The sequence below is a fragment of the Campylobacter hyointestinalis subsp. lawsonii genome, from assembly GCF_013372165.1.
In the GTDB taxonomy this organism is placed as follows: Bacteria; Campylobacterota; Campylobacteria; order Campylobacterales; family Campylobacteraceae; genus Campylobacter; species Campylobacter lawsonii.
Genome location: NZ_CP053828.1, coordinates 918,337 through 938,137, shown reverse-complemented (window position 1 = coordinate 938,137; position 19,801 = coordinate 918,337). Strand labels below are relative to the sequence as shown.

The 19,801-nt window shown below is 33.2% G+C and carries 22 protein-coding genes; 13 read left to right on the top strand and 9 right to left on the bottom strand.

Annotated elements, in window-relative coordinates; genetic code table 11:
- Window positions 1-190 precede the first annotated feature (190 nt).
- The 6 genes from CHLWT_RS04810 (at window position 191) to CHLWT_RS09450 (ending at window position 3,637) form a co-directional block, all read left to right on the top strand.
- Entirely contained in the window at window positions 191-496 is a 306-nt protein-coding gene (locus CHLWT_RS04810) for a 4Fe-4S binding protein (RefSeq protein WP_059433253.1), read from the top strand.
- A gap of 9 nt (window positions 497-505) precedes the next feature.
- Window positions 506-1,627, top strand: a complete 1,122-nt coding sequence (locus tag CHLWT_RS04805) for a 2-oxoglutarate synthase subunit alpha (protein ID WP_063998195.1) — start codon at window positions 506-508, stop codon at window positions 1,625-1,627.
- A 1-nt stretch (window position 1,628) separates the two neighbouring features.
- A complete protein-coding gene (locus CHLWT_RS04800; RefSeq protein ID WP_059433255.1) occupies window positions 1,629-2,474 on the top strand; it encodes a 2-oxoglutarate ferredoxin oxidoreductase subunit beta in 846 nt (281 codons plus the stop codon).
- Window positions 2,471-3,022, top strand: a complete 552-nt coding sequence (locus CHLWT_RS04795) for a 2-oxoglutarate:acceptor oxidoreductase subunit OorC (RefSeq protein ID WP_111974799.1) — start codon at window positions 2,471-2,473, stop codon at window positions 3,020-3,022. Before CHLWT_RS04800 ends, CHLWT_RS04795 begins: the two co-directional genes overlap by 4 nt.
- A 130-nt stretch (window positions 3,023-3,152) precedes the next feature.
- Window positions 3,153-3,503, top strand: a complete 351-nt coding sequence (locus CHLWT_RS04790) for a flavodoxin domain-containing protein (protein ID WP_244948764.1) — start codon at window positions 3,153-3,155, stop codon at window positions 3,501-3,503.
- Complete coding sequence (locus CHLWT_RS09450) at window positions 3,485-3,637, top strand: NADPH-dependent FMN reductase family protein (RefSeq protein WP_244948763.1); 153 nt, start codon at window positions 3,485-3,487, stop codon at window positions 3,635-3,637. The genes CHLWT_RS04790 and CHLWT_RS09450 overlap by 19 nt, the downstream gene beginning before the upstream one ends.
- 216 nt (window positions 3,638-3,853) lie before the next feature.
- On the opposite strand, the gene CHLWT_RS04785 is transcribed toward CHLWT_RS09450, so the two are convergent.
- The 3 genes from CHLWT_RS04785 to rseP all read right to left on the bottom strand — a co-directional run bounded on the left by CHLWT_RS04785 (window position 3,854) and on the right by rseP (window position 7,494).
- On the bottom strand, window positions 3,854-5,662 hold the full coding sequence (locus tag CHLWT_RS04785; protein ID WP_112000115.1) for a PhoX family protein: 1,809 nt from the start codon (window positions 5,660-5,662) through the stop codon (window positions 3,854-3,856).
- Between the two features lie 105 nt (window positions 5,663-5,767).
- Window positions 5,768-6,385 (bottom strand): YggS family pyridoxal phosphate-dependent enzyme, encoded by a 618-nt coding sequence (locus CHLWT_RS04780; RefSeq protein ID WP_112000114.1) that lies wholly within the window; start codon window positions 6,383-6,385, stop codon window positions 5,768-5,770.
- Window positions 6,382-7,494: an RIP metalloprotease RseP gene (gene rseP / locus CHLWT_RS04775; protein ID WP_112000113.1), complete on the bottom strand. Its 1,113-nt coding sequence runs from the start codon at window positions 7,492-7,494 to the stop codon at window positions 6,382-6,384. The genes CHLWT_RS04780 and rseP overlap by 4 nt, the downstream gene beginning before the upstream one ends.
- A 117-nt stretch (window positions 7,495-7,611) precedes the next feature.
- Between rseP and rpe the strand changes: the two genes are divergently transcribed.
- Both rpe and CHLWT_RS04765 read left to right on the top strand, forming a co-directional pair.
- Window positions 7,612-8,253 carry a ribulose-phosphate 3-epimerase gene (gene rpe, locus CHLWT_RS04770; RefSeq protein ID WP_111968961.1) on the top strand — a complete coding sequence of 214 codons (642 nt, stop codon included), beginning with the start codon at window positions 7,612-7,614 and terminating at the stop codon, window positions 8,251-8,253.
- Between the two features lie 12 nt (window positions 8,254-8,265).
- Window positions 8,266-9,051 (top strand): 3'-5' exonuclease, encoded by a 786-nt coding sequence (locus CHLWT_RS04765; RefSeq protein WP_112000112.1) that lies wholly within the window; start codon window positions 8,266-8,268, stop codon window positions 9,049-9,051.
- Window positions 9,052-9,053: 2 nt separating this feature from the next.
- Here the strand turns inward: CHLWT_RS04765 and CHLWT_RS04760 are convergent, their stop codons facing one another.
- Genes CHLWT_RS04760 through CHLWT_RS04735 form a run of 6 tightly spaced genes read right to left on the bottom strand, consistent with a single transcriptional unit; the run spans window position 9,054 to window position 12,695 of the window.
- On the bottom strand, window positions 9,054-10,886 hold the full coding sequence (locus CHLWT_RS04760; protein WP_112000111.1) for a primosomal protein N': 1,833 nt from the start codon (window positions 10,884-10,886) through the stop codon (window positions 9,054-9,056).
- Between the two features lie 5 nt (window positions 10,887-10,891).
- On the bottom strand, window positions 10,892-11,305 hold the full coding sequence (locus tag CHLWT_RS09570; RefSeq protein ID WP_111948279.1) for a type II secretion system protein: 414 nt from the start codon (window positions 11,303-11,305) through the stop codon (window positions 10,892-10,894).
- A gap of 11 nt (window positions 11,306-11,316) precedes the next feature.
- Window positions 11,317-11,817 carry a type II secretion system protein gene (locus CHLWT_RS04750; RefSeq protein WP_170253209.1) on the bottom strand — a complete coding sequence of 167 codons (501 nt, stop codon included), beginning with the start codon at window positions 11,815-11,817 and terminating at the stop codon, window positions 11,317-11,319.
- Between the two features lie 12 nt (window positions 11,818-11,829).
- Complete coding sequence (locus CHLWT_RS09565; protein ID WP_111985403.1) at window positions 11,830-12,231, bottom strand: type II secretion system protein; 402 nt, start codon at window positions 12,229-12,231, stop codon at window positions 11,830-11,832.
- A 9-nt stretch (window positions 12,232-12,240) separates the two neighbouring features.
- Complete coding sequence (locus tag CHLWT_RS04740; RefSeq protein WP_111970973.1) at window positions 12,241-12,465, bottom strand: hypothetical protein; 225 nt, start codon at window positions 12,463-12,465, stop codon at window positions 12,241-12,243.
- A complete protein-coding gene (locus CHLWT_RS04735; protein WP_034961261.1) occupies window positions 12,462-12,695 on the bottom strand; it encodes a hypothetical protein in 234 nt (77 codons plus the stop codon). The genes CHLWT_RS04740 and CHLWT_RS04735 overlap by 4 nt, the downstream gene beginning before the upstream one ends.
- Before the next feature lie 147 nt (window positions 12,696-12,842).
- Here CHLWT_RS04735 and uvrB point away from each other — a divergent pair, with 147 nt between their 5' ends.
- The 5 genes from uvrB to CHLWT_RS04710 all read left to right on the top strand — a co-directional run bounded on the left by uvrB (window position 12,843) and on the right by CHLWT_RS04710 (window position 19,734).
- Entirely contained in the window at window positions 12,843-14,819 is a 1,977-nt protein-coding gene (gene uvrB / locus CHLWT_RS04730) for an excinuclease ABC subunit UvrB (protein WP_112000109.1), read from the top strand.
- Window positions 14,820-15,180: 361 nt separating this feature from the next.
- Entirely contained in the window at window positions 15,181-16,227 is a 1,047-nt protein-coding gene (locus CHLWT_RS04725; RefSeq protein ID WP_112000108.1) for a PepSY-associated TM helix domain-containing protein, read from the top strand.
- Between the two features lie 26 nt (window positions 16,228-16,253).
- The gene (locus CHLWT_RS04720) at window positions 16,254-18,392 is read left to right on the top strand and encodes a TonB-dependent siderophore receptor (RefSeq protein ID WP_112000107.1); all 2,139 of its coding nucleotides are present in this window, start codon (window positions 16,254-16,256) and stop codon (window positions 18,390-18,392) included.
- Between the two features lie 323 nt (window positions 18,393-18,715).
- A complete protein-coding gene (locus tag CHLWT_RS04715; protein ID WP_112000106.1) occupies window positions 18,716-19,195 on the top strand; it encodes an MATE family efflux transporter in 480 nt (159 codons plus the stop codon).
- A 122-nt stretch (window positions 19,196-19,317) separates the two neighbouring features.
- A complete protein-coding gene (locus tag CHLWT_RS04710; protein WP_112000105.1) occupies window positions 19,318-19,734 on the top strand; it encodes an MATE family efflux transporter in 417 nt (138 codons plus the stop codon).
- Window positions 19,735-19,801: the final 67 nt, after the last annotated feature.

The following is a 19,801-nucleotide window of genomic DNA, read 5'->3' as shown; positions in this document are numbered from 1 at the left end:
TTAACTAATGCTTTTTTATCAACTTTTTTAAGTTAAATTTACATAAGCACAAAGCTTGGTGGGATCTATAAAATATCCATAGTTTTTAGACTAAATTTCCTTAAAGAATTTTGGGATATTTCAGACTTGATATTTTTAGATAGTTATAAAGTCCTTGATAATAAGATCAAAGAATTAATAGGAGAATGATATGAAAGAACAACCAGTAGGTATGGCTGTTTGGGTAGATGAGACCAGATGCAAAGCTTGCGATATCTGTGTTAGCTACTGCCCAGCAGGGGTTTTAAGCATGAAAGAAGATATTCATGCTATTCAAGGTATGATGATAGAAGTAAGTCATCCTGAATCCTGTATAGGATGTAGGGATTGTGAGCTTCATTGTCCAGATTTTGCTATCTATGTTGCCGACAAAGGCTTTAAATTTGCGAAAATTACCCCAGAAGCAAAAGAGAGAGCTGCTGCTGTAAAAGCAAATCATTTTAGGAAACTTAAATAAGGATAGCAAATGAGAAGTATAATAACAACAGGAAATGCACTTGTATCACGTGCAGCTGTGGATTGTGGTTGCAATTTTTTTGGTGGTTACCCTATAACACCATCAAGTGAGATAGCACACGAATTAAGCGTTTTATTGCCTAAAAACGGTGGTAAATTTATACAAATGGAAGATGAGATAGCTGGTGTTTCTGTTGCTCTTGGTGCTAGTATGAGTGGTGCTAAGGCTATGACTGCTAGTTCTGGCCCTGGTATTTCGCTAAAATCAGAGCAGATAGGTCTTGGATTTATAGCTGAGATTCCTTTGGTTATAGTAAATGTTATGCGTGGTGGTCCATCTACAGGTCTTCCTACTCGTGTTGCTCAAGGAGATATTCTTCAAGCAAAAACTCCTAGCCACGGTGATTATTGTTCTATCGCAGTAGCTCCAGGTAGTTTAGATGAAATTTATACTGAAACAGTAAGAGCATTTAACCTTGCAAATCGTTTTAGTACTCCGGTTTTCTTACTTCTTGACGAGACTATCGGACATATGCAAGGAAAAGCCGTAATTCCAGATGTTGCAGATCTGAAGATAGAACCACGTCGTGAGTTTAAAGGAGATCCAAAAGATTATAAGCCTTACGAAGCAAAAGAAGACGAACCAGCTACTTTAAATCCGTTTTTTAAAGGTTATCGCTATCACATAACAGGTCTTCATCATGGTGAGACAGGCTTCCCAACTGAAGATGGAAAACTAGTAGATTACAATATCAAAAGACTATTTAATAAAATAAAAGGTCATATAGATGAAGTATCAAACTATGAAGAGTATAAACTAGATGACGCTGAAATTTGTATAATCTGCTACGGTAGCGTAAGCTTAGCGGCAAAAGAAGCGGTTGATAAACTAAGAAATGAAGGCATAAAAGTAGGTATTTTTAGACCTATTACTTTGTGGCCAAGCCCAGAAGCCAAACTAAAAGAGATAGGTTCTAAATTTAAAAAGATTTTGGTGACAGAGCTAAATTTAGGTCAATATTTAGGAGAAATACAAAGATGTACTTTAAGAAATGATTTTAAAACATTACTTAAAGCAAATGGTCGTCCGCTTAGTCCAAGCGAAATCATAAGTAAAGTTAAGGAGTTTTAAGATGGCTTTTAATTATGATAATTATCTAAGAACAAGTAAAATGCCTACACTTTGGTGTTGGGGTTGCGGTGATGGTGTCATCTTAAAAAGCGTTATAAGAGCTATTGATGCCATGGGTTGGAATATGGATGATGTCTGTGTAGTAAGTGGTATAGGTTGTTCTGGTAGATTTTCAAGCTATGTAAATTGTAATACAGTGCATACAACTCACGGTCGTACTATAGCTTATGCAACAGGTATTAAATTAGCAAATCCAGACAAGCATGTCATTGTTATAACCGGTGATGGTGATGGCTTAGCGATCGGCGGAAATCACACAATACATGGGTGTAGAAGAAATATAGACATAAATCATATTTTGATAAATAACTTCATTTATGGTCTTACAAACTCTCAAACAAGCCCTACGACTCCACAAGGCTTTTGGACAGTTACGGCTCAATGGGGAAATATAGATCCAAACTTCGATGCAGCTAAGCTTGCAACTGCTGCTGGAGCTACATTTGTAGGTCGAGAAAGCATAATAAATCCTTCTAAATTAGAAAAACTTTTAGTGGAGGGATTTAAACACGAAGGTTATAGCTTTTTTGATATTTTTTCAAACTGCCATATAAATTTAGGTAGAAAAAATAAAATGGGTGAAGCTACACAGATGATAGACTGGATCGATCAAAGAACGGTTTCAAAAGTTAAATTTGACGCTCTTAGTGACGAAGAGAAAAAAGGCAAATTCCCAACTGGCATACTTCATAAAGATGAAAGTCATATAGAGTATTGCAAAGCCTATCAAAAAGTTATTGAGGCCGCTCAAAACAAAACAAAAATCAACTTTGAGGAGATCAAATGAGTTTGGCAGAGTTAAGATTTGTCGGAGTAGGCGGACAAGGCGTTATTTTGGCTGGAGAGATACTCTCAGCCGCTAAAATAGAAGCAGGGGGATATGGTGTAAAGGCTTCAACATATACCTCACAAGTGCGTGGCGGTCCAACAAAAGTTGATATCATATTAAGCGATGAAGAGATAAAATATCCTTATGCAAATGAAGGCGAGATAGAGTTTATGTTAGCTACTGCACAAAATAGCTATGATGCCTTTAAAGATGGTGTAAAAGAAGGTGGCATAATAGTAGTAGAGCCAAATTTAGTAAAACCTAGCGAAGAAGATAAAAAACGCTGGAAAATATATGAGATTCCTATCATTTCTATAGCTAAAGATGAAGTTGGAAATGTCATCACTCAAAGCGTAGTAGCTCTTGGTGTGGCTATCAAATTTACAGGCGTAATGGATGCAGAGATAGTTCGTGCCAAAATGCTTAGTTCAGTTCCTGATAAAGTAAAAGAGGCCAACAATAAAGCTTATGATCTTGGGCTTGCATACGCTTCTAAATGCTTATAAAATTACTCAAAGTCCTATAATGGGCTTTGAGCTTCTATGATATTTTTCCTTAATATTTTAATATTATTTAAGCACAATTTTTGTCTCATTTAGATATAATTCCGCTAAATTTTATTTTTAAGGATGGAATATGTCAAAAATAGGCGTTATTTATGGTTCAAATGGTGGTGATACAAAAGAAGTTGCAGAGTATATAGCAAGTAAATTTGATAGCGAAGTTATCGATGTAAAAGATTTAAGCATTGATTTTTTCGATAAATTTGATAAATTTATATTTGCAACTTCTACTCACGGACACGGTGAGCTTCAAAAAGATTTCAAAGCTAAATTAAATTTAGTTGCTGAAGCAAGTTTTATAAATAAAACAGTTGCACTTGTAGGAGTAGGTGGTCAAGTAAAACATCCAAATACATTTATAGATGGTTTAGTAGAGTTTTTACCACTGATTCGTGGAGCAAACTTGTGGGCGCTAGCGATATAGATGGATATAAATTTACACACTCATTAGCACTTATAAATGGTAAATTTGTTGGTGCTGCGATAGACTTCAAAAATGATCCAGAGTGGAAAACAAGAGCTGATAAATGGGTCGCTTCTATAAAAGGTGAGTTTTAAACTCGCTAAGGCTTAGCTATTTGCTAAGCTAAATTCTACGATCAAAACAATTGATTTTAAACTTTATATAATTAAAATATCAAATTTAGTCTAATTTTTATCAGCTATTTATCTGTTTCTTACTGCTATGATCTATATAAAATGTAGTTTATAAATGTTTAGGCTAAATTTGCAAAACGCAAGTAGTCAAAGCCACTGCGTTTTACTTATCTAAACTTACGCTCCTATAATACCGCCATCATCTTTAGTTATCATTACGACTGCTGATTTTGGAGTGTGAGAGCCACCCTCTGGCCAGTGTGAGCCTTTTAACTCTTCGCCTGGGTGCTGGACGCTGATAAACATAGTCTTATAATCATCGCTAAATGCTATTCCAGTAAGCTCACAAGCCCTTGGGCCAGTGGCAAATCTCTTGACCTCTCCGCTATAAGGATCAGCGCAAAGTAGTTGGTTATTTCCCATGTCTTCGTAATCTCCTGTGTTTGAATAACTACCATCAGTAGCTATCCACAAACGACCATCTTTATCAAAAGCAAGACCATCAGGAGAGTTAAACATATTGTTTAAATTTATGTTATTACTACCTTTATAAAGTCCATCTTTGATCTTTGGATTTCCAGCCAAAATAAATATTTCCCACGCAAAGTCGCCATTTGCATGATCGCCGTTTTTTGGCGCCCATTTTAGAATTTGACCATATTTGTTTTTTGCTCTAGGATTTGCAGCATCTACTTCTTGTCTTACTTTATTGTTTGTAAAAGTGGAATATAAAAACTCAGAATTTGGATCCTTGCTTATCCACTCACACCTATCCATAGGAGTAGCCCCTACAAAACTGGCCGCCTCTCTAGCTCTTATTAAGATATCTGCTTGTGAGATGAAGCCGTTTTCTTTAGTAAGTCCATTTTTGCCAAATGTTAGCTCTATCCATTTTAATTTACCTTTAAACTCTCCAAACTCGCCTTCAAATTTAGCCACATAAAGCGTACCAAACTCAAGAATATCTAAATTTGCTTTTAAATTTGTTCTATCAAATTTATTTTTTGCGACAAATTTATAAACGAATTCGTTGTTTTCATCATCGCCACTATAAGCTACTACGTTATCAAATTTATCCACTACTACTTCGCAATTTTCATGTTTAAAACGTCCTAACGAAGTACGTTTTTTTGGCATACTTTTTGGATCAAATGGATCTATCTCCACTACCCAACCAAAACGATTTGCCTCATTTGGAGTGGCTTTTATGTCAAATCTATCATCAAAAAGGTGCCACCCATATACACCGCCTTTTGCTTTTATGCCATATCTTTCAAAGCTTTTGCTAGGCATAAATTTACTATCTTTTGATCCAAAAAAATCGTCGAAATTCTCTTCACAAGTCAGATAAGTACCCCAAGGAGTTTTTCCGCATCCGCAATTATTTAACGTGCCAAAAACAAGCTCTCCTTTTGGATCTGTGGCAGTTTTAAGAGCGTCATCGCCTTTTGCTTCGCCTGTTATCAAAATAGGCGTATTTGCATTTATACGGCGATTATATTTGCTATCTATCTTGTATTTATAAAAATTTGAGCCGTCTCTTTTGATGTTTAGTATGGTTACGCCAAGGCTATTTTGTTGATATTTTATATCATTTGCACTCATATTTTTACCATTGTGATTAAACATAAGTTCTGGATTGACGTATTCATTATTTGTAACTAAAAGTCCTTCTTTTGAGCCATTTATTGCAAAGTATTTTTGCCCATCGGCATCATCGCCAAATACAAAATTCGCATTTTTTACATAATCATCGTCTATATTTTTACTCTCATCAAACTTTTTTGCATGGCTAAAGATCGGATCGCTCCATTTTACAAGAACCTTTGCACTATAGCCTTTAGCTACCTTAAAATCATCATCTGTACTAATGGCGATCTGCTCAAACCCTATCAAGTTTTTAGTATTTGCACCGATCAATGAATTAGTAAAAAATCCACTCATCAGCCCTAAGCTACCTAGTTTTAACACACTTCGTCTTTGCATTTTGTCTCCTTGTAAGTTTTGTAGGAGAAATTTAACAAACCAAAGAAACAAAATGGATACATTTTTATAAAATGTCACACTTGATATCTCTTTTATTTATAAATTTTATTTATACAAAATCGTTCCAAGACGAATCATATTTGAGCCACATTTTATAGCTAGTTCGTAGTCACTGCTCATCCCCATAGAGCAGATCTTTGCTCCATATTTTTGCAAATTCTCATAAATTTTATATGTGCTCTCAAAGCTTTTTTGTATCTCTTTTATCTCATCACTATGAGCACCGATGCTCATCACTCCTGCTAAATTTAGATTTTTGCAACTCTGTTTGATACGTAAAAATTCGTCTATAGCTACATTTGGATCTACGCCTTGTTTGCTCTCTTCGTGAGCTGAGTTTATCTGAAGCAAGCAATCCAAAGTATAATCAAGCCTTTTATCCACAGCTAGAGCCATAGAAAAACTCTCGCAGCTTTGCCACAAAGTAGGGTGCAAAGCTAGAAGATGATTGATTTTATTTGCTTGTAAACGACCTATGAAATGCCAGTTTAAATTTAGATTATGCAATACATCTTTTTTACGCTTTAGCTCTTGAACTCTGTTTTCCCCAAAGTCCATTTGACCTTGATTATATAGCTCCAAAACTTCATTTTCAGTAACGTTTTTTGAAACGGCGATAAGTTTTGTACTTCCTATTTTGTTTAAAATTTCATCTAATCTCATTCATAAACTCCTGCAAGTCTTAATATGTCATTTAATATAGTAAATGCCATCAACGCAAATAAAAACGCCATAGAACCGTAGCTTAATGCTGTAAAAACCTTTTCATTTACCGGTCTTTTAAACACCATCTCATAAAGGTTAAAAACTATATGTCCGCCATCAAGTACGGGAAGTGGAAGTAAATTTAAAACGCCCAAATTTACAGATATCAACGCCACTATCAAAAATAACACCGAAATGCTTATAGTTGAAGCTTTTGTCGTGATATCAGCCATAGCGACTATGCCACCCATCTCTTTGATAGGAACTACACCAGTTATCAGCTTTTCAAGCCCTTTATAAATGAGCTTTGAGCTTTCTAAGGTTTCGTTAAATGCGTAAGAAATACTGCTTAAACCAGAGTTATACACTTTTGTTATCTCACCGCTTGGGCTGATGCCTATGAGTGGAGTTTGAATTTTTTCTCCAAACATACTAATACTTTCGCCGATTTTAGGCGTTAAATTTATAGATAAACGCTTGCCATTTCTATCGATGATGATATTTATCGGTTCAAGTTTAACTTGCTTTTTGATGTCATCCCACTGCTTTATCGATACGCCATTTATGCTTATTATTTTGTCGTCTTTTAAAATTCCTGCACTCTTAGCAGCAGAGTCTTGCTGGATAGCTCCTACGACAGGAGCCAACTTATCTACGCCGATAAATCCTAATGCGATATATAAGAAAAATGCTAACAAAAGATTAAAAAACGGACCTGCAAAAAGTATGGCTATACGTTTTATAGGGCTTAAAACATTGTAGCTATCGCTATCATAATTTTTTAGCTTTGGGTCTAAATCGTCCTGTCCTTTAAGCTGTACGTAGCCACCAAGCGGAATAGCACTTAAGCAGTAGTCTGTATTTCCAACTCTTTTTGTGTAGATTTTCTCACCAAATCCGATGCTAAAAGTATTGACTTTAACGCCAAAAAATCTAGCAACTAAAAAATGACCGAGTTCGTGGAAAAATATAAGAAAAGATATGGCTAAAATAGTCACTCCAAAATGCACACCCCAATACCAAAAACTAGCTATTAATAGGGTCAAAACTAAAAATATACTCTTCAAATTTATCCTTTTTTATTTTTAGTATAACATAAAATTGTAAAGAAGCTTTCAAGAGGTATATTGTTTTAGGTGAATTTATGCAATTAAATTGTAAAATTACGGCTTGAAAGGTAAAAAATGTATGTAGCACCAAGTATATTATCGGCAGATTTTGGAAGGCTAGATGACGAAGTAAAGGCTATCTGCGAGGCAGGAGCAGACTTAGTTCATGTAGATGTTATGGATGGGCATTTTGTGCCAAATTTAACCATAGGGCCGCTTGTAGTAAATGCAGTCGCAAAATCATCTATAAAGCCTTTGGATATTCATTTAATGGTAGAAAATGTGCCATTTTTCGTAGATCTATTTTTGCCACTTAAACCTAAATTTATAAGCTTTCATATAGAAGAAGAAAAACATCCTTTAAGACTCTGTGATCACATAAGAAAAAATGGCGTAAATCCTGCCATAGTGTTAAATCCACACACCCCTGTTTCTAGCTTAGAATACATAATAAACGATGTAGATATGGTGCTTTTGATGAGTGTAAATCCCGGCTTTGGCGGACAAAAGTTTATCCCATCAGTCTTAGATAAAGCAAAACAACTAAGAGAACTCATAGAATCCAAAAACGCAGCTTGTCTTATAGAAGTCGATGGAGGCGTAAATGGACTAAACGTTAGCGAACTTGATGAAGCGGGCGTAGATATAGTAGTAGCTGGAAATTTCGTATTTAGCTCAAGCAATTACGCAGAAGCTATCAAAGCGTTAAAATTATAAAAAGTTATAAATTTGGAACAAAAGCTAGAAAATTTTATAAATTTACTCGGCAAAAGTAGCTTAAATCATTATGATTTCTTACAAAAAGCCAACGATATAGATAGTATCAAAGAGCTCATCGATATAAAAAACTTTGATGATTGGCGTATTTTGGGATTAGACCTTATAAAAACTGAAACCAAAAAAGTCACCCTAAAAACTAGATATACAGACTTTAAGGATCAAATTTTTTGTGTAGTTGATATAGAAACAAATGGTGGTATCAAAACAGGTCAGATCATCGAAATAGGGGCGCTAAAATTACTTGATGGTAAAGAAATAGGCCGTTTTGAGAGCTTTATTTATGCTCCTGATATTCCAGAAAATATCAGTGAGCTTACGGGGATTTATCCTACAGATCTTATAGATGCACCCAGTCTTGCTAGCGTACTTGAAAAGTTCAAGCTATTTTTAGGAGATAGTGTATTTGTAGCACATAATGTTAAATTTGACTATGATTTTATAAGCGTTAGCCTAGAAAAACAGGGCTTTGGTATGCTTTTAAATAGACGAATTTGCACTATAGATCTAGCTCGCAGAACCATACCTTCGCAAAAATACGGACTTGGTACTCTAAAAGAACTTTTAGGCATAAACAATGCTCATCATAGGGCTTTAAATGACGCTATAGCTGCGTCTGAGATCTTTAAAGAGTGTATAAAAAGGGTGCCTTGGAGTGTTCAAAGTGTTGAGGATCTTATAGTTTTTAGTAAAACTGCAAAAAGTCTAAAACTACCAAATGTGGTAATAAATCAGTAAATTTAGTTGAAATTTACCGGATCTATATCCACATTTGCAAAGTACTGCCTAGCTATCTCACCGGCTTTTAGGAGCGGTATGTGTGAGTAAGAGCGTAGCATTATCTCACGTCTGTATTTAGATGATATCTGCTCGATGAGAGCTTTTCCGTGTCCTATTATTTCCAAATTTTCTATGTTTTTTATTGAATTTAGTATATTTTTTTCAAGACATACTGCATTTTCTTCATTTTTGTCTTGTATTATTATCCTAAGCAAACGACTAAATGGCGGATAGAGTGGATTTCTGTACCCTAACTCATCTTGTATAAATTTGTCGTAATTCTCTATATACTCACTAAAAAATTCACTTTGCAAACTTTGCAAAACTACCCTAGCATTTCCAGCTCTTCCAGCTCTTCCTGATACTTGCATAGCTAGAGCCAGAGTTTTTTCTCTAGCCCTAAAATCGCAGTATTCTAAATGCTCATCAAGTCCCATTATAACGGCTAATTCTACGTTGTGATAGTCGTGTCCTTTGCTTAGCATTTGCGTACCGACTAATATATCTATTTTTCCATCGTTAAATTTTTTAAGCAAATTTATTAATTTTGAATGCGTAGTTATCTCGTCTTTATCAAATTTGGCGATAGTAGCGCTAGGAAATATCTTTTCTAGCTCACTTGCTAGCTCGCTAGTGCCCATTTTTTTTGCTTCGAGCATTTCATTCCCGCAGTTTGGGCAAGTTTTTGGCAGAGGCAATACAAAGCCGCAGTAGTGACATTTCAAAGCATTTGCTTTTTTATGCATACTCATAGAAACACTGCAATATGGGCATTTTATAGTAGAAAAACACTCTTTGCATACTATAAATTTAAAGTTTGCACGAGTAGGCAAAAACACGACTGCTTGTTTTTTTAGCTCCAAAGTACGCTTTAACTCATTTATGATGGTATTAGAAATACAAATTTGATTAACGTCGTAAATAAACTCCTTTTTCGATGAGAAAAATGTGCCTTTGAGACGAAAATATGGAAATTTATATACGCTCGTGATACTTGGAGTAGCGCTTCCTAAAATGACTTTTATGCCGTGTTTTTTTCCTAGATAAACACTGAGATCTCTAGCATTATAGTATGGTTTTGAGCCGTTTTTATAGCTATCGTCATGCTCTTCATCTACGATGATAAGACCTAAATTCCAAAATGGCAAAAATAGAGCCGACCTTGCTCCTGCGATGAGTTTTATCTCGCCATTAAAAAATCTCTCAAGTAAAATTTGCTTGTTTTTAGGCGAAATTTTAGAGTGCCAAACTCCAACCGATTCTCCAAAGTAATCCTCTAAACGTTTTTGCATTTGAGGTGTGAGCGAGATCTCAGGCATCAAAAGTAAAGCTTGTTTTCCGCTATTTAAAACATCTTTAATGCTTGTTATATAGACTTCACTTTTTCCGCTTCCAGTGTCTCCAAAAAGCAATGATATATCGTTTGCATTGATGAAATTCAAAGCATCTTTTTGAGTATTACTTAAATTTGGAGCTTTTATAAAAGATATATATTTGTTTTTATACTCGCTAATAGGCTCAAACAGAGCTAAGCTCACGCCTATCTCGCAGAGATAGTAATGCGATATGAACTTTGCTAAGCTTATTTGCGTATCTGTGAGTTTTGTTTTTAAAATTTGAATTACATCTAGAGTTTTAAACTCAGGTTTGCAAACGTTTTGCAAAACAAAACCGCTTTGGATACGATTTTTAACTCGGACTTTGACTTGGGTAAAAGGAGCGATAAACTCATCACTTTGATATGTCAGCGGCTTTAAATCCAAACCGCTTATGGCGATTTCATAATAATTCATTTAAGTTATTTGTCTAAAAGCCTACACAAATCATCATCAATATTGCATTCAAATTTTCCATTCTCTTTGTCATAAGTAAAAGTAACACTTTTGTTTGGCGTAGAAAAAGTGTATTTATCACCATTTTTGCTCCAGCCATATTTTTGATCTGTTTTTGCTTTTATAGGGTTATCTAATATAGCTGAAAACAGACCTTCTTTGCCTTCTTCTTCTAAATTTGGATACTCTTGGCTTCCGCTAAGTTTTTTTTCATTTGCATAAAGCTGAATTTTAGTTCTGATAGTCGCGATTTGTGTTTTAGCTTTTACTATCTCTGCATCACTGCTACTTCCAACTATTTTTGGTACCGCAAGACTAGCTAAAACTCCTAGTATCACTATAACAAAAACTAACTCTATAAGCGTAAAAGCTTTTTTCATATTTTTCCTTTTTAGTAAGATTTTTCGCCTATGATTTTACATTTATTTTCATCAGATGTGCAAATAAGCTGACCTTGGTATGACTTACATTTTGCTTCACCTGATTTAGAAGAGCAATAATCCATAGTTATGATATTTCTGCCTATAAATATAAGATATCTAGTTTTAAATTTAGTATTTGTAGACCAACCATTTTGACTATCGCTCCAGCCTTGTAAATTTGATTTTAATGTGCTATTTGGAAGTATTTCGTTAAACAATATGCTTCTATTTTTTCCATTTGTATCGCCATTTTTTTCTAGAGATTCTGGGTAGATATCGCTTTTACCAGCTAAAATTTGCTTATTTGCGTATGCAGTCAAACCAGCCCTTGCTTGTGCTATTTGGTTTTTTACAATCTGGGCATAAGCTTCATTTTTATCAGTAACAAACTTAGGCGCTACCATACTTGCGATCACACCAAGTATTACGATAACAAAAACAAGCTCAATAAGTGTAAATGCTTTTTTCAAAGTTATTTTTCCTTATTCAAATTTACCGCCAAATAGCTCTTTGCAACCGCTTTCACATGTAAATTTACCATTTAAGCTATTATATTTAAAAGTAGCAGTTTTGCCACTTAAATTTATAGTGTAAGTATCGTTTGAGATTTTGCTCCACTCTTTAAGAGCAGCACCGGATAAAACTTTCGAAAAAAGCTGAGTATTGCCATCTTCTAAACTACTTGGATATGAGTCTTTTTCGTTTAGTTTATTGCTATCATTGTAGTTTTTTATGCCAGTTCTTATAGCTGATATCTGCTCTATGATTTTAGCAATTATCGCATCATCTTTGCCAGTCATGAGCTTTGGGGCTGCAAGACTAGCCAAAACCCCTAGTATGATTATCACAAAGACCAACTCTATCATAGTAAATGCTTTTTTCACGATCTGACCTTATTTTAATGTTTTGTCTAAACTACCTAAAATTTGATCCATTTGAGAGCCTTGAGTGTAGCTTTCGTGGCATTTATGGACAAATGCCGTTAGTAGATCTTTTACGCCAAATTGATATTTGTTTTGCAAAAGCTTCTCTATATCTTTAGAAAAGGCATCTGCAAAATCATCTTCTAGACTTATAGTATAGTCTTTAGAGGCGATTGTTAGGACGATTTGTTTCATCTGCCAAGAACTGCTTCTACTTGCTTAAGAAGATCATCGCTAGCTAAATTTTGTGTTTTTAGCTCTTCTTCAAGACGCATTATCTGGTTTGTTTTAGCTTCGTTTTGAGCTTTTACACTAACTAGCTCGTTTCTTAAGGCTTCAGCTGTTTCACAAGCTTCTTCGTACTTTAGCATCAACTCTGTTACTTTTGAAGCTAGTGTATTTAAAACTTTTTCATTTTCAAACATAATCATTCCTTTATTTTTTAAAAATATGATCTAATTTTACCATACTTTTGTTCAGAATTATCTAAAAATAGATACTTTTATTTAGCTAAGTTTTAAATTTATCAGCATAACTTAGCTATAATTTCGCAAAAATAAAAAAGAGAATATATGGATAAATTTGAAATATCTAGTAAATTTAAGCCAAGCGATGATCAAGAAAAAGCCATAACAAACATAGTTGGTAGCATAAGATCCGGAAATAAATTTAACGTTCTCTTAGGAGTAACCGGAAGTGGCAAGACTTTTACGATGGCAAACGTGATAAAACGCCTAAATATGCCAACTCTCATTATGACACATAACAAAAGCTTAGCAGCACAACTTTATAGCGAATTTAAAGGCTTTTTTCCTAAAAATCATGTTGAGTATTTTATAAGCTACTATGATTATTACCAGCCTGAAGCCTATATACCGCGTCAAGATCTTTTTATAGAAAAAGATAGCTCTATAAATGATGAACTTGAGCGTTTAAGACTTAGTGCGACTGCAAATTTGCTTGAATTTGATGATGTGATAGTAGTGGCTTCTGTATCTGCAAACTATGGTTTAGGAAATCCTGCTGAGTATAAAGGTATGGTTTTAATGCTAAACATAGGTATGAGCTTAAATCAAAAAGAACTACTTTTAAAACTAGTAGATATGGGATATAAAAGAAATAATTCATACTTTGATCGCGGGGATTTTCGAGTAAATGGCGACGTGGTAGATATCTATCCGGCTTATTTTAATGACGAGGCTATAAGGCTTGAGTTTTTTGGAGACGAGCTTGATGCGATGTATCACTTTGACGCTCTAGAAAATAGACGCACAAAAGACGTTAGTAAATTTATACTATATGCGACAAGCCAGTTTGTAGTCGGAGAAAATAGACTAAAACAAGCGATAAAAGATATCGAACTTGAGCTTGAAGATAGACTTGCATTTTATGAAAAAGAAAATAGATTAGTCGAGTATCAAAGGCTTAAGCAAAGAGTGGAGTTTGACCTTGAGATGCTCTCAAGCACCGGAAGCACCAAAGGCGTAGAAAACTACGCACGTTACCTAACAGGACAAAAGCCAGGAGAGACGCCATACTCTTTGTTTGATTACTTTGAAATAAGTGGCAAGGACTATCTTGTTATAGTAGATGAAAGTCACGTGAGTTTGCCACAATTTCGCGGAATGTACGCAGGTGATAGAAGTAGAAAAGAAGTTTTGGTTGAGTATGGTTTTAGACTTCCATCAGCACTTGATAATAGACCTTTGAAATTTGATGAGTTTATCGCTAAAAAAGCAAATTTTTTGTTTGTTTCAGCTACACCAAACGAGTATGAGATGGATCTAGCAAAAGGTCATATTTATGAGCAAATACTTAGACCTACTGGACTTCTTGATCCACGTATAGAAGTCATAAGTAGCGATAATCAAGTAGAAGTTTTGTTTGATAGAGCTAAAGTTGTCATAGCAAGAAATGAGCGAGTACTAGTAACTACTCTAACTAAAAAGATGAGTGAAGAGCTAACTAGGTATTACCTTGAGCTTGGTATCAAGGTTAAATATATGCACTCAGATATCGACGCAGTAGAGAGAAATGAGCTTATAAGAGGTCTTAGAAAAGGTGAGTTTGATATGCTTATTGGCATAAATTTACTTCGTGAAGGACTAGATCTACCAGAAGTATCTTTAGTAGCAGTTTTAGACGCCGATAAAGAGGGTTTTTTAAGAAGTCGCACGAGTCTCATACAAACTATGGGAAGAGCGGCTAGAAACGTGAATGGAACGGTTATATTATTTGCAAATAAAATAACAAATTCGATGAAAGAAGCCATAGATATAACTAATGCAAGGCGTGAATATCAAAATGAATACAACAAAAAGCACGGCATAACTCCGCACTCAGCTAGTAGAAATTTAGAAGATAGTCTAAAAGAAGAAGATCTATCAAATTTATATAACAAAGCCAAAAAACTAGAAAAAATACCAGCAAGCGAGCGAGCAAAGATCATAAAAGAGCTAAGAAAACAGATGCTTGAAGCGGCTAAAAATTTGGAATTTGAAAAAGCTGCAGCCTTAAGAGACGAGATAGCAAAACTTAGAGAGCTTTAAATATTTATTAAATTTAAGTACCGCGATATTAGTCACGATTGGCGTGTTAAATTTGTTATAAATAATACGATTGATCTATTATAAAATATTATAATACTAGTGTTTTATAAAGTAATTTTAGCATCTATAATTAGTATTTATCTAGATACATTTTCATTTAAAAATAATAAAATATATTATTAAAATTCTTGAAATAGCTCATAAAAACAGTTAATTTTATAAATTTTATAACGGATTATTTTAATAATCATTATTATTAAGTAATATACAAGTTTTAGTTATATATAATTCCACCATTGTTATCTTAATTTTAATATTTTCTAATATATAAAATTAAATTACATTATATTTAAGGATAAATTTGAGAAAAATATTTTATAGAATTCATAAATACCTGGCAATTATATTTTTTATTCCGCTTATCGTTATAGGATTTAGCGGATCTTTGTTGGTATATAAAACAGAGTTTGATAATCTCATAATGCCAAACGTAGTGAGCGTAACACCTGGCGGACAAAGAGTTAAATTTGATGATATGACTAGAAATATCAATAATACTTATATCAACCATGAAATAGTAGGTTGGCTTATAAATACAGATAATACAAAATCAGATAGAGTTTATCTCATTGAACACAATGATACACAATGGAAGTCAATATATATTGATCAATACACAGGCAAAATTATGGATAAACTAAAGCCGCACGATAGTTATCTTAGCGATATTATACTTGAGATTCACGACAATTTACTTTTGGAGCAAAATGGCAGGATAATGGTTGGAATTTTGGGTTTAATAATGTTTTTTATAGGAGTTAGCGGATTTGTTATTTATAACCGGTTTTGGATAAATTTATTTAAGTTAAGATTTAAAAATATAGCAGTCGCTATGACGGATATACATAAATTTATAGGAGTTTGGGCGTCTGCGCTTTTATTTATAATCGGTCTTACTGGATCTTGGTGGGCATTAAATTTTTTATTTAAACAAGCTGGTCAAATAGATGAAAATTTTAGAATAAATGAAAAAATTTATAACAAAAATTTATCGATTGATGAGCTTTTTGAAAAGTCCAAAATTGATTTTGACGGATTTATACCTTATTATATAAGTTATCCGTTTTACATCGATAGAAACATCACGTTTTACGGAATGAATAAGAATCAAAATTTCCTTCATCATCAATACTCAAATCAGGTAAGTTACGATAAACAAAGCGGAAAATTGATAGAAATAAAAAATATAGAAAATGCAAAAATAAGCGATCGATTTTTATCTACATTTAGAAAAGCGCATTTTGGTTATTACAATGAGGTGACTAAATTTATCTGGTTTTTAGTGGGTTTGACGCCATTTATGCTAAGCATTACTGGTATTTATCTTTGGTTAAAAAGAAAAAAATAAGAAAATAATGAAACTAAGGAGACGATATGAAGTTAAGTAGAATTTTGCTTTCGGCAGTAGTTGCTATATTTGTACTTCAAGAAAATACTAAAATTTTAGCAAACGAAACAAAACAGGTATCTTTAGAGGCTGTAGATATAGTAGCTCCTATAAGAAATGACGATAAAAACTATAATACTCAAGAGATCGTTAAAAGCACTACAAGGCTTGATTTGAATGTTCGAGAAATACCGCAGTCTTTAAGTATCATAACAGAAGCAAAGCTAAGAGATCTTGACGTAAATGACTATCAAGAGCTGCTTCGTCATATACCAGGAGTTACTCTTAACAAATGGGATGAGCGCGTTTATCCGACTATTAGGGGTTTTAGTGTTGATTATTATCTGCTTGATTCTATGCCGAGTTTCGGCGGTTTTTCACTTGGAGCAAACGATATGAGCTTGATACCATATGAGAGAGTTGAAGTAGTCAAAGGAGCAAACGGACTTCTAGCGGGCGCCGGAAATCCTGCGGCTAGTATCAATTTTATAAGAAAAAGAGCAGATAGTAGAGATTTTAAAGCGGTATTAAAAACAAGCGGAGGATCATATGATAAATACGGTATCTCAGGTGATGTTTTATCCCCTTTAAACAAAGATGGCAGCATAAGAGGAAGACTTTCGTTTTCACATGATAAATCTAGATCTTTTATGGATTATTATAAACGTAAAAATGACGTGATTTATACCGTTATAGATGCCGATGTAGGCGATAACTCTTTGGTTTCTTTAGCCGGATTTTATCAAGATTTGCAAAGAAACGGAGTTCGTTGGGGCGGTATGCCAGCATTTTATACAAATAAAAGCAGAACAAATTTTAGTAAAAACCAAATTTTTTCTCAGCCTTGGACTAGATGGGATATAAAAACTCTTGATTTTTACGCCGATTATAAATATTTTTTTATAAACGATGCCGTTTTTAATTATTCATATTCGTTTAGACGCGCAAACACTGACTCAAATTTGCTTTATTATGGTGGAAATCTCCCTACGAATAACATAGGAAATATCGACGGGCTTTCCGCCTATGCAAACAAACGTGAAGAAAATATACACAATATCGATAGTTATCTAACGCTTCCTTACGTCGCTTTTGATAAAAATCATGAATTTGTTTTTGGTGCTATGTATAATAACTATAAAAAAAGCGCAGATAGCGTAAGTAGCTATTGGAATTCAAAAAATACGCCTGCTGGACTTAAATTTACTTCCGATACTATTTTAAATTTCAACAATTTATATATAAACGATCCGAGATTTCCATATATAGATCAAAATAATCGTGACAAAACTATTCAAAAAGCAATATATATGGCAAATAAATTTGAAATTACAGACTATGCTAAATTTTTAGTAGGCGGTAGAATGAGTTACTGGAAATATAGCATTGAAGGCGGAAATGAAAATAGAAATTTTACAAGAGAAATAACTCCGTACATAGGAATAGTATATGATTTAAACGAAAATTATTCTCTTTATGCTAGTTATACAAGTATATTTAAACCGCAAGATAAAAAAGATATAAATGGAAAATATCTTGATCCTGTAGAAGGTAAAGACTATGAAGTCGGTATCAAAGCAGAGTATTTTGGAGGAGCTCTTCAAACTTCATTTGGTCTATTTAAAATAGAACAAGATAAGCTTGCAACGGCTTATGAACCAGATATAAAGATACCAGGTACGTCACAATCTGCTTATATCGCTTCAAAAGGTGTTTTGAGCAAGGGATTTGAGATTGATGTTATGGGCGATATAAATAGTGATTTGAGCTTAAGTTTTGGTCTTACTCATTTTAAAGCAGAAGATGCAAAAGGTATGAAATACAACACTGAAGCCGCCAGAACTACTGCTAATTTATTTGCTAAATATACCATTCAAAATCTTAGAATAGGCGGAGGTATTTTATATAAAAGTAAAATTTACGTAGATAGCGGTGATAGTCGAATAACTCAAAATGACTATGCTTTAGTAAATTTAATGCTTGGATATAAAATCAATAAAAACTTTGATATCCAGCTAAATATCGATAATTTATTTGATAAACGATATTATGAAGGTATAGGAGCAAATAAGATGGTTTATGGCGATCCAAGGCTATTTAACTTAACTTTTAGTTATAATTTCTAATTGAAATTTAAGGTTTTTATATTTAAATTTTAATGTAAAAACCTTATTAAATTTATACTTTATGGTGCGTATTTTACATAATTACCAAATTTTATATTGTATTTTATAATTAAATATATTTAACAGATTTAATATTAAGTGGAATTTTTACTTATTTTTTGTATAACTGTTTAAATTTAAAAAAGGTGATTTATGATGACTTATCGGTACGCTTGTCAAAATAAATTATACTTAAAATTAAATTTATACATACAAGCTATCAACTGAGTTTATTAGCGTTTTATTTTTTTAAATAGCAAAAAATTTAAAAAATAGGAGTTGATATGAGCTTTAAACCTACAAAATTATTTATAAAATATGCTTTTTCAAATATGATAAGTATGCTTTTTATGTCTTTATATTTTATCATAGACGATATTTTTATCGGTAAAATTTTAGGCGTTAAAGCCTTAGCGGCTGCTGGATTAATAATGCCTTTTATAATGATATCTTTTAGTCTAATAGACATAATTGCTGTCGGTTCGTCCGTGCAAATTTCAATTCATCTTGGGCAAAAAGAGTATAAAAAAGCAAGCGAAATTTTTAGCTTTAGTTTAATTTTTATCGTGATGGTTTCTATGCTGTTTTTTGTTTTAGGAATTTTATCTTTAAAATGGTTATGTTTATATTTTATAGATGACTTAGAACTAGCAAATTTATGTATAGAATATGCAAGAATTTATATATTATTTTATCCATTTGTAGCTCTATGTTTTGCGATAGATGACTATCTAAGAATAGCTAAAAGCCGATATATAGTATGATTTTAAACCTTATCGTTGCTATTATAAATTTAGTCTTAGATTATCTATTTTTAGCAGTGTTTGACCTAGGGCTGCACTTGCTACTTGTATAGGTATGAGCGCTTGGATTAGCACCATTTGTTTTGCAAAATTTAAACCTAAAAATAAGCAAAATTTATATAAATTTAAATTTGATAAAAAATATAGTATTAAATGGTAGTTCTACATTTTCGTCTGTTTTTATGATAGTCGCAAACGCTATTTTGCTAGAAATTTCCACCGAAAATAGCGTTGCTATTTTATCTGTTTTGATGAGCGCGGAATTCTTTGCTTCGTCGTTTATTATGGGAATGTGTGGCGGAATTTTGCCATTATTTAGTTATCATTTTGCAGCAAAAAATATGCGAACCTTTAAAGGGCTTTTAAAAATCATATTTTTAAGCACGGCTTTGATGATTTTTGGGCTTGTGTTTTTGTGCGAATATTTTTTGGAAAAAATTGCAAACAAAGTTTTAAATTTAAGTATAAATTTACACATTTTAATAATAATTCTATTTTAAATTTAGAATATTAAGTGAATTTTTCACTCATTTTTAGTATAATCATACCAAATTTGAAAGGGTCAAA

Excerpts from the sequence above, each read along its gene's own strand:
- CHLWT_RS04795 (WP_111974799.1), top strand. The coding sequence starts at position 2,471 with ATGAGTTTGGCAGAGTTAAGATTTGTCGGAGTAGGCGGACAAGGCGTT.
- rpe (WP_111968961.1), top strand. The coding sequence starts at position 7,612 with ATGTATGTAGCACCAAGTATATTATCGGCAGATTTTGGAAGGCTAGAT.
- CHLWT_RS04715 (WP_112000106.1), top strand. The coding sequence starts at position 18,716 with ATGAGCTTTAAACCTACAAAATTATTTATAAAATATGCTTTTTCAAAT.
- CHLWT_RS04760 (WP_112000111.1), bottom strand. The coding sequence starts at position 10,886 with ATGAATTATTATGAAATCGCCATAAGCGGTTTGGATTTAAAGCCGCTG.
- CHLWT_RS04805 (WP_063998195.1), top strand. The coding sequence starts at position 506 with ATGAGAAGTATAATAACAACAGGAAATGCACTTGTATCACGTGCAGCT.
- CHLWT_RS04735 (WP_034961261.1), bottom strand. The coding sequence starts at position 12,695 with ATGTTTGAAAATGAAAAAGTTTTAAATACACTAGCTTCAAAAGTAACA.
- uvrB (WP_112000109.1), top strand. The coding sequence starts at position 12,843 with ATGGATAAATTTGAAATATCTAGTAAATTTAAGCCAAGCGATGATCAA.
- CHLWT_RS04780 (WP_112000114.1), bottom strand. The coding sequence starts at position 6,385 with ATGAGATTAGATGAAATTTTAAACAAAATAGGAAGTACAAAACTTATC.
- CHLWT_RS04790 (WP_244948764.1), top strand. The coding sequence starts at position 3,153 with ATGTCAAAAATAGGCGTTATTTATGGTTCAAATGGTGGTGATACAAAA.
- CHLWT_RS04800 (WP_059433255.1), top strand. The coding sequence starts at position 1,629 with ATGGCTTTTAATTATGATAATTATCTAAGAACAAGTAAAATGCCTACA.
- CHLWT_RS04810 (WP_059433253.1), top strand. The coding sequence starts at position 191 with ATGAAAGAACAACCAGTAGGTATGGCTGTTTGGGTAGATGAGACCAGA.
- CHLWT_RS09570 (WP_111948279.1), bottom strand. The coding sequence starts at position 11,305 with ATGAAAAAAGCTTTTACGCTTATAGAGTTAGTTTTTGTTATAGTGATA.
- CHLWT_RS04720 (WP_112000107.1), top strand. The coding sequence starts at position 16,254 with ATGAAGTTAAGTAGAATTTTGCTTTCGGCAGTAGTTGCTATATTTGTA.
- CHLWT_RS04785 (WP_112000115.1), bottom strand. The coding sequence starts at position 5,662 with ATGCAAAGACGAAGTGTGTTAAAACTAGGTAGCTTAGGGCTGATGAGT.
- CHLWT_RS04740 (WP_111970973.1), bottom strand. The coding sequence starts at position 12,465 with ATGAAACAAATCGTCCTAACAATCGCCTCTAAAGACTATACTATAAGT.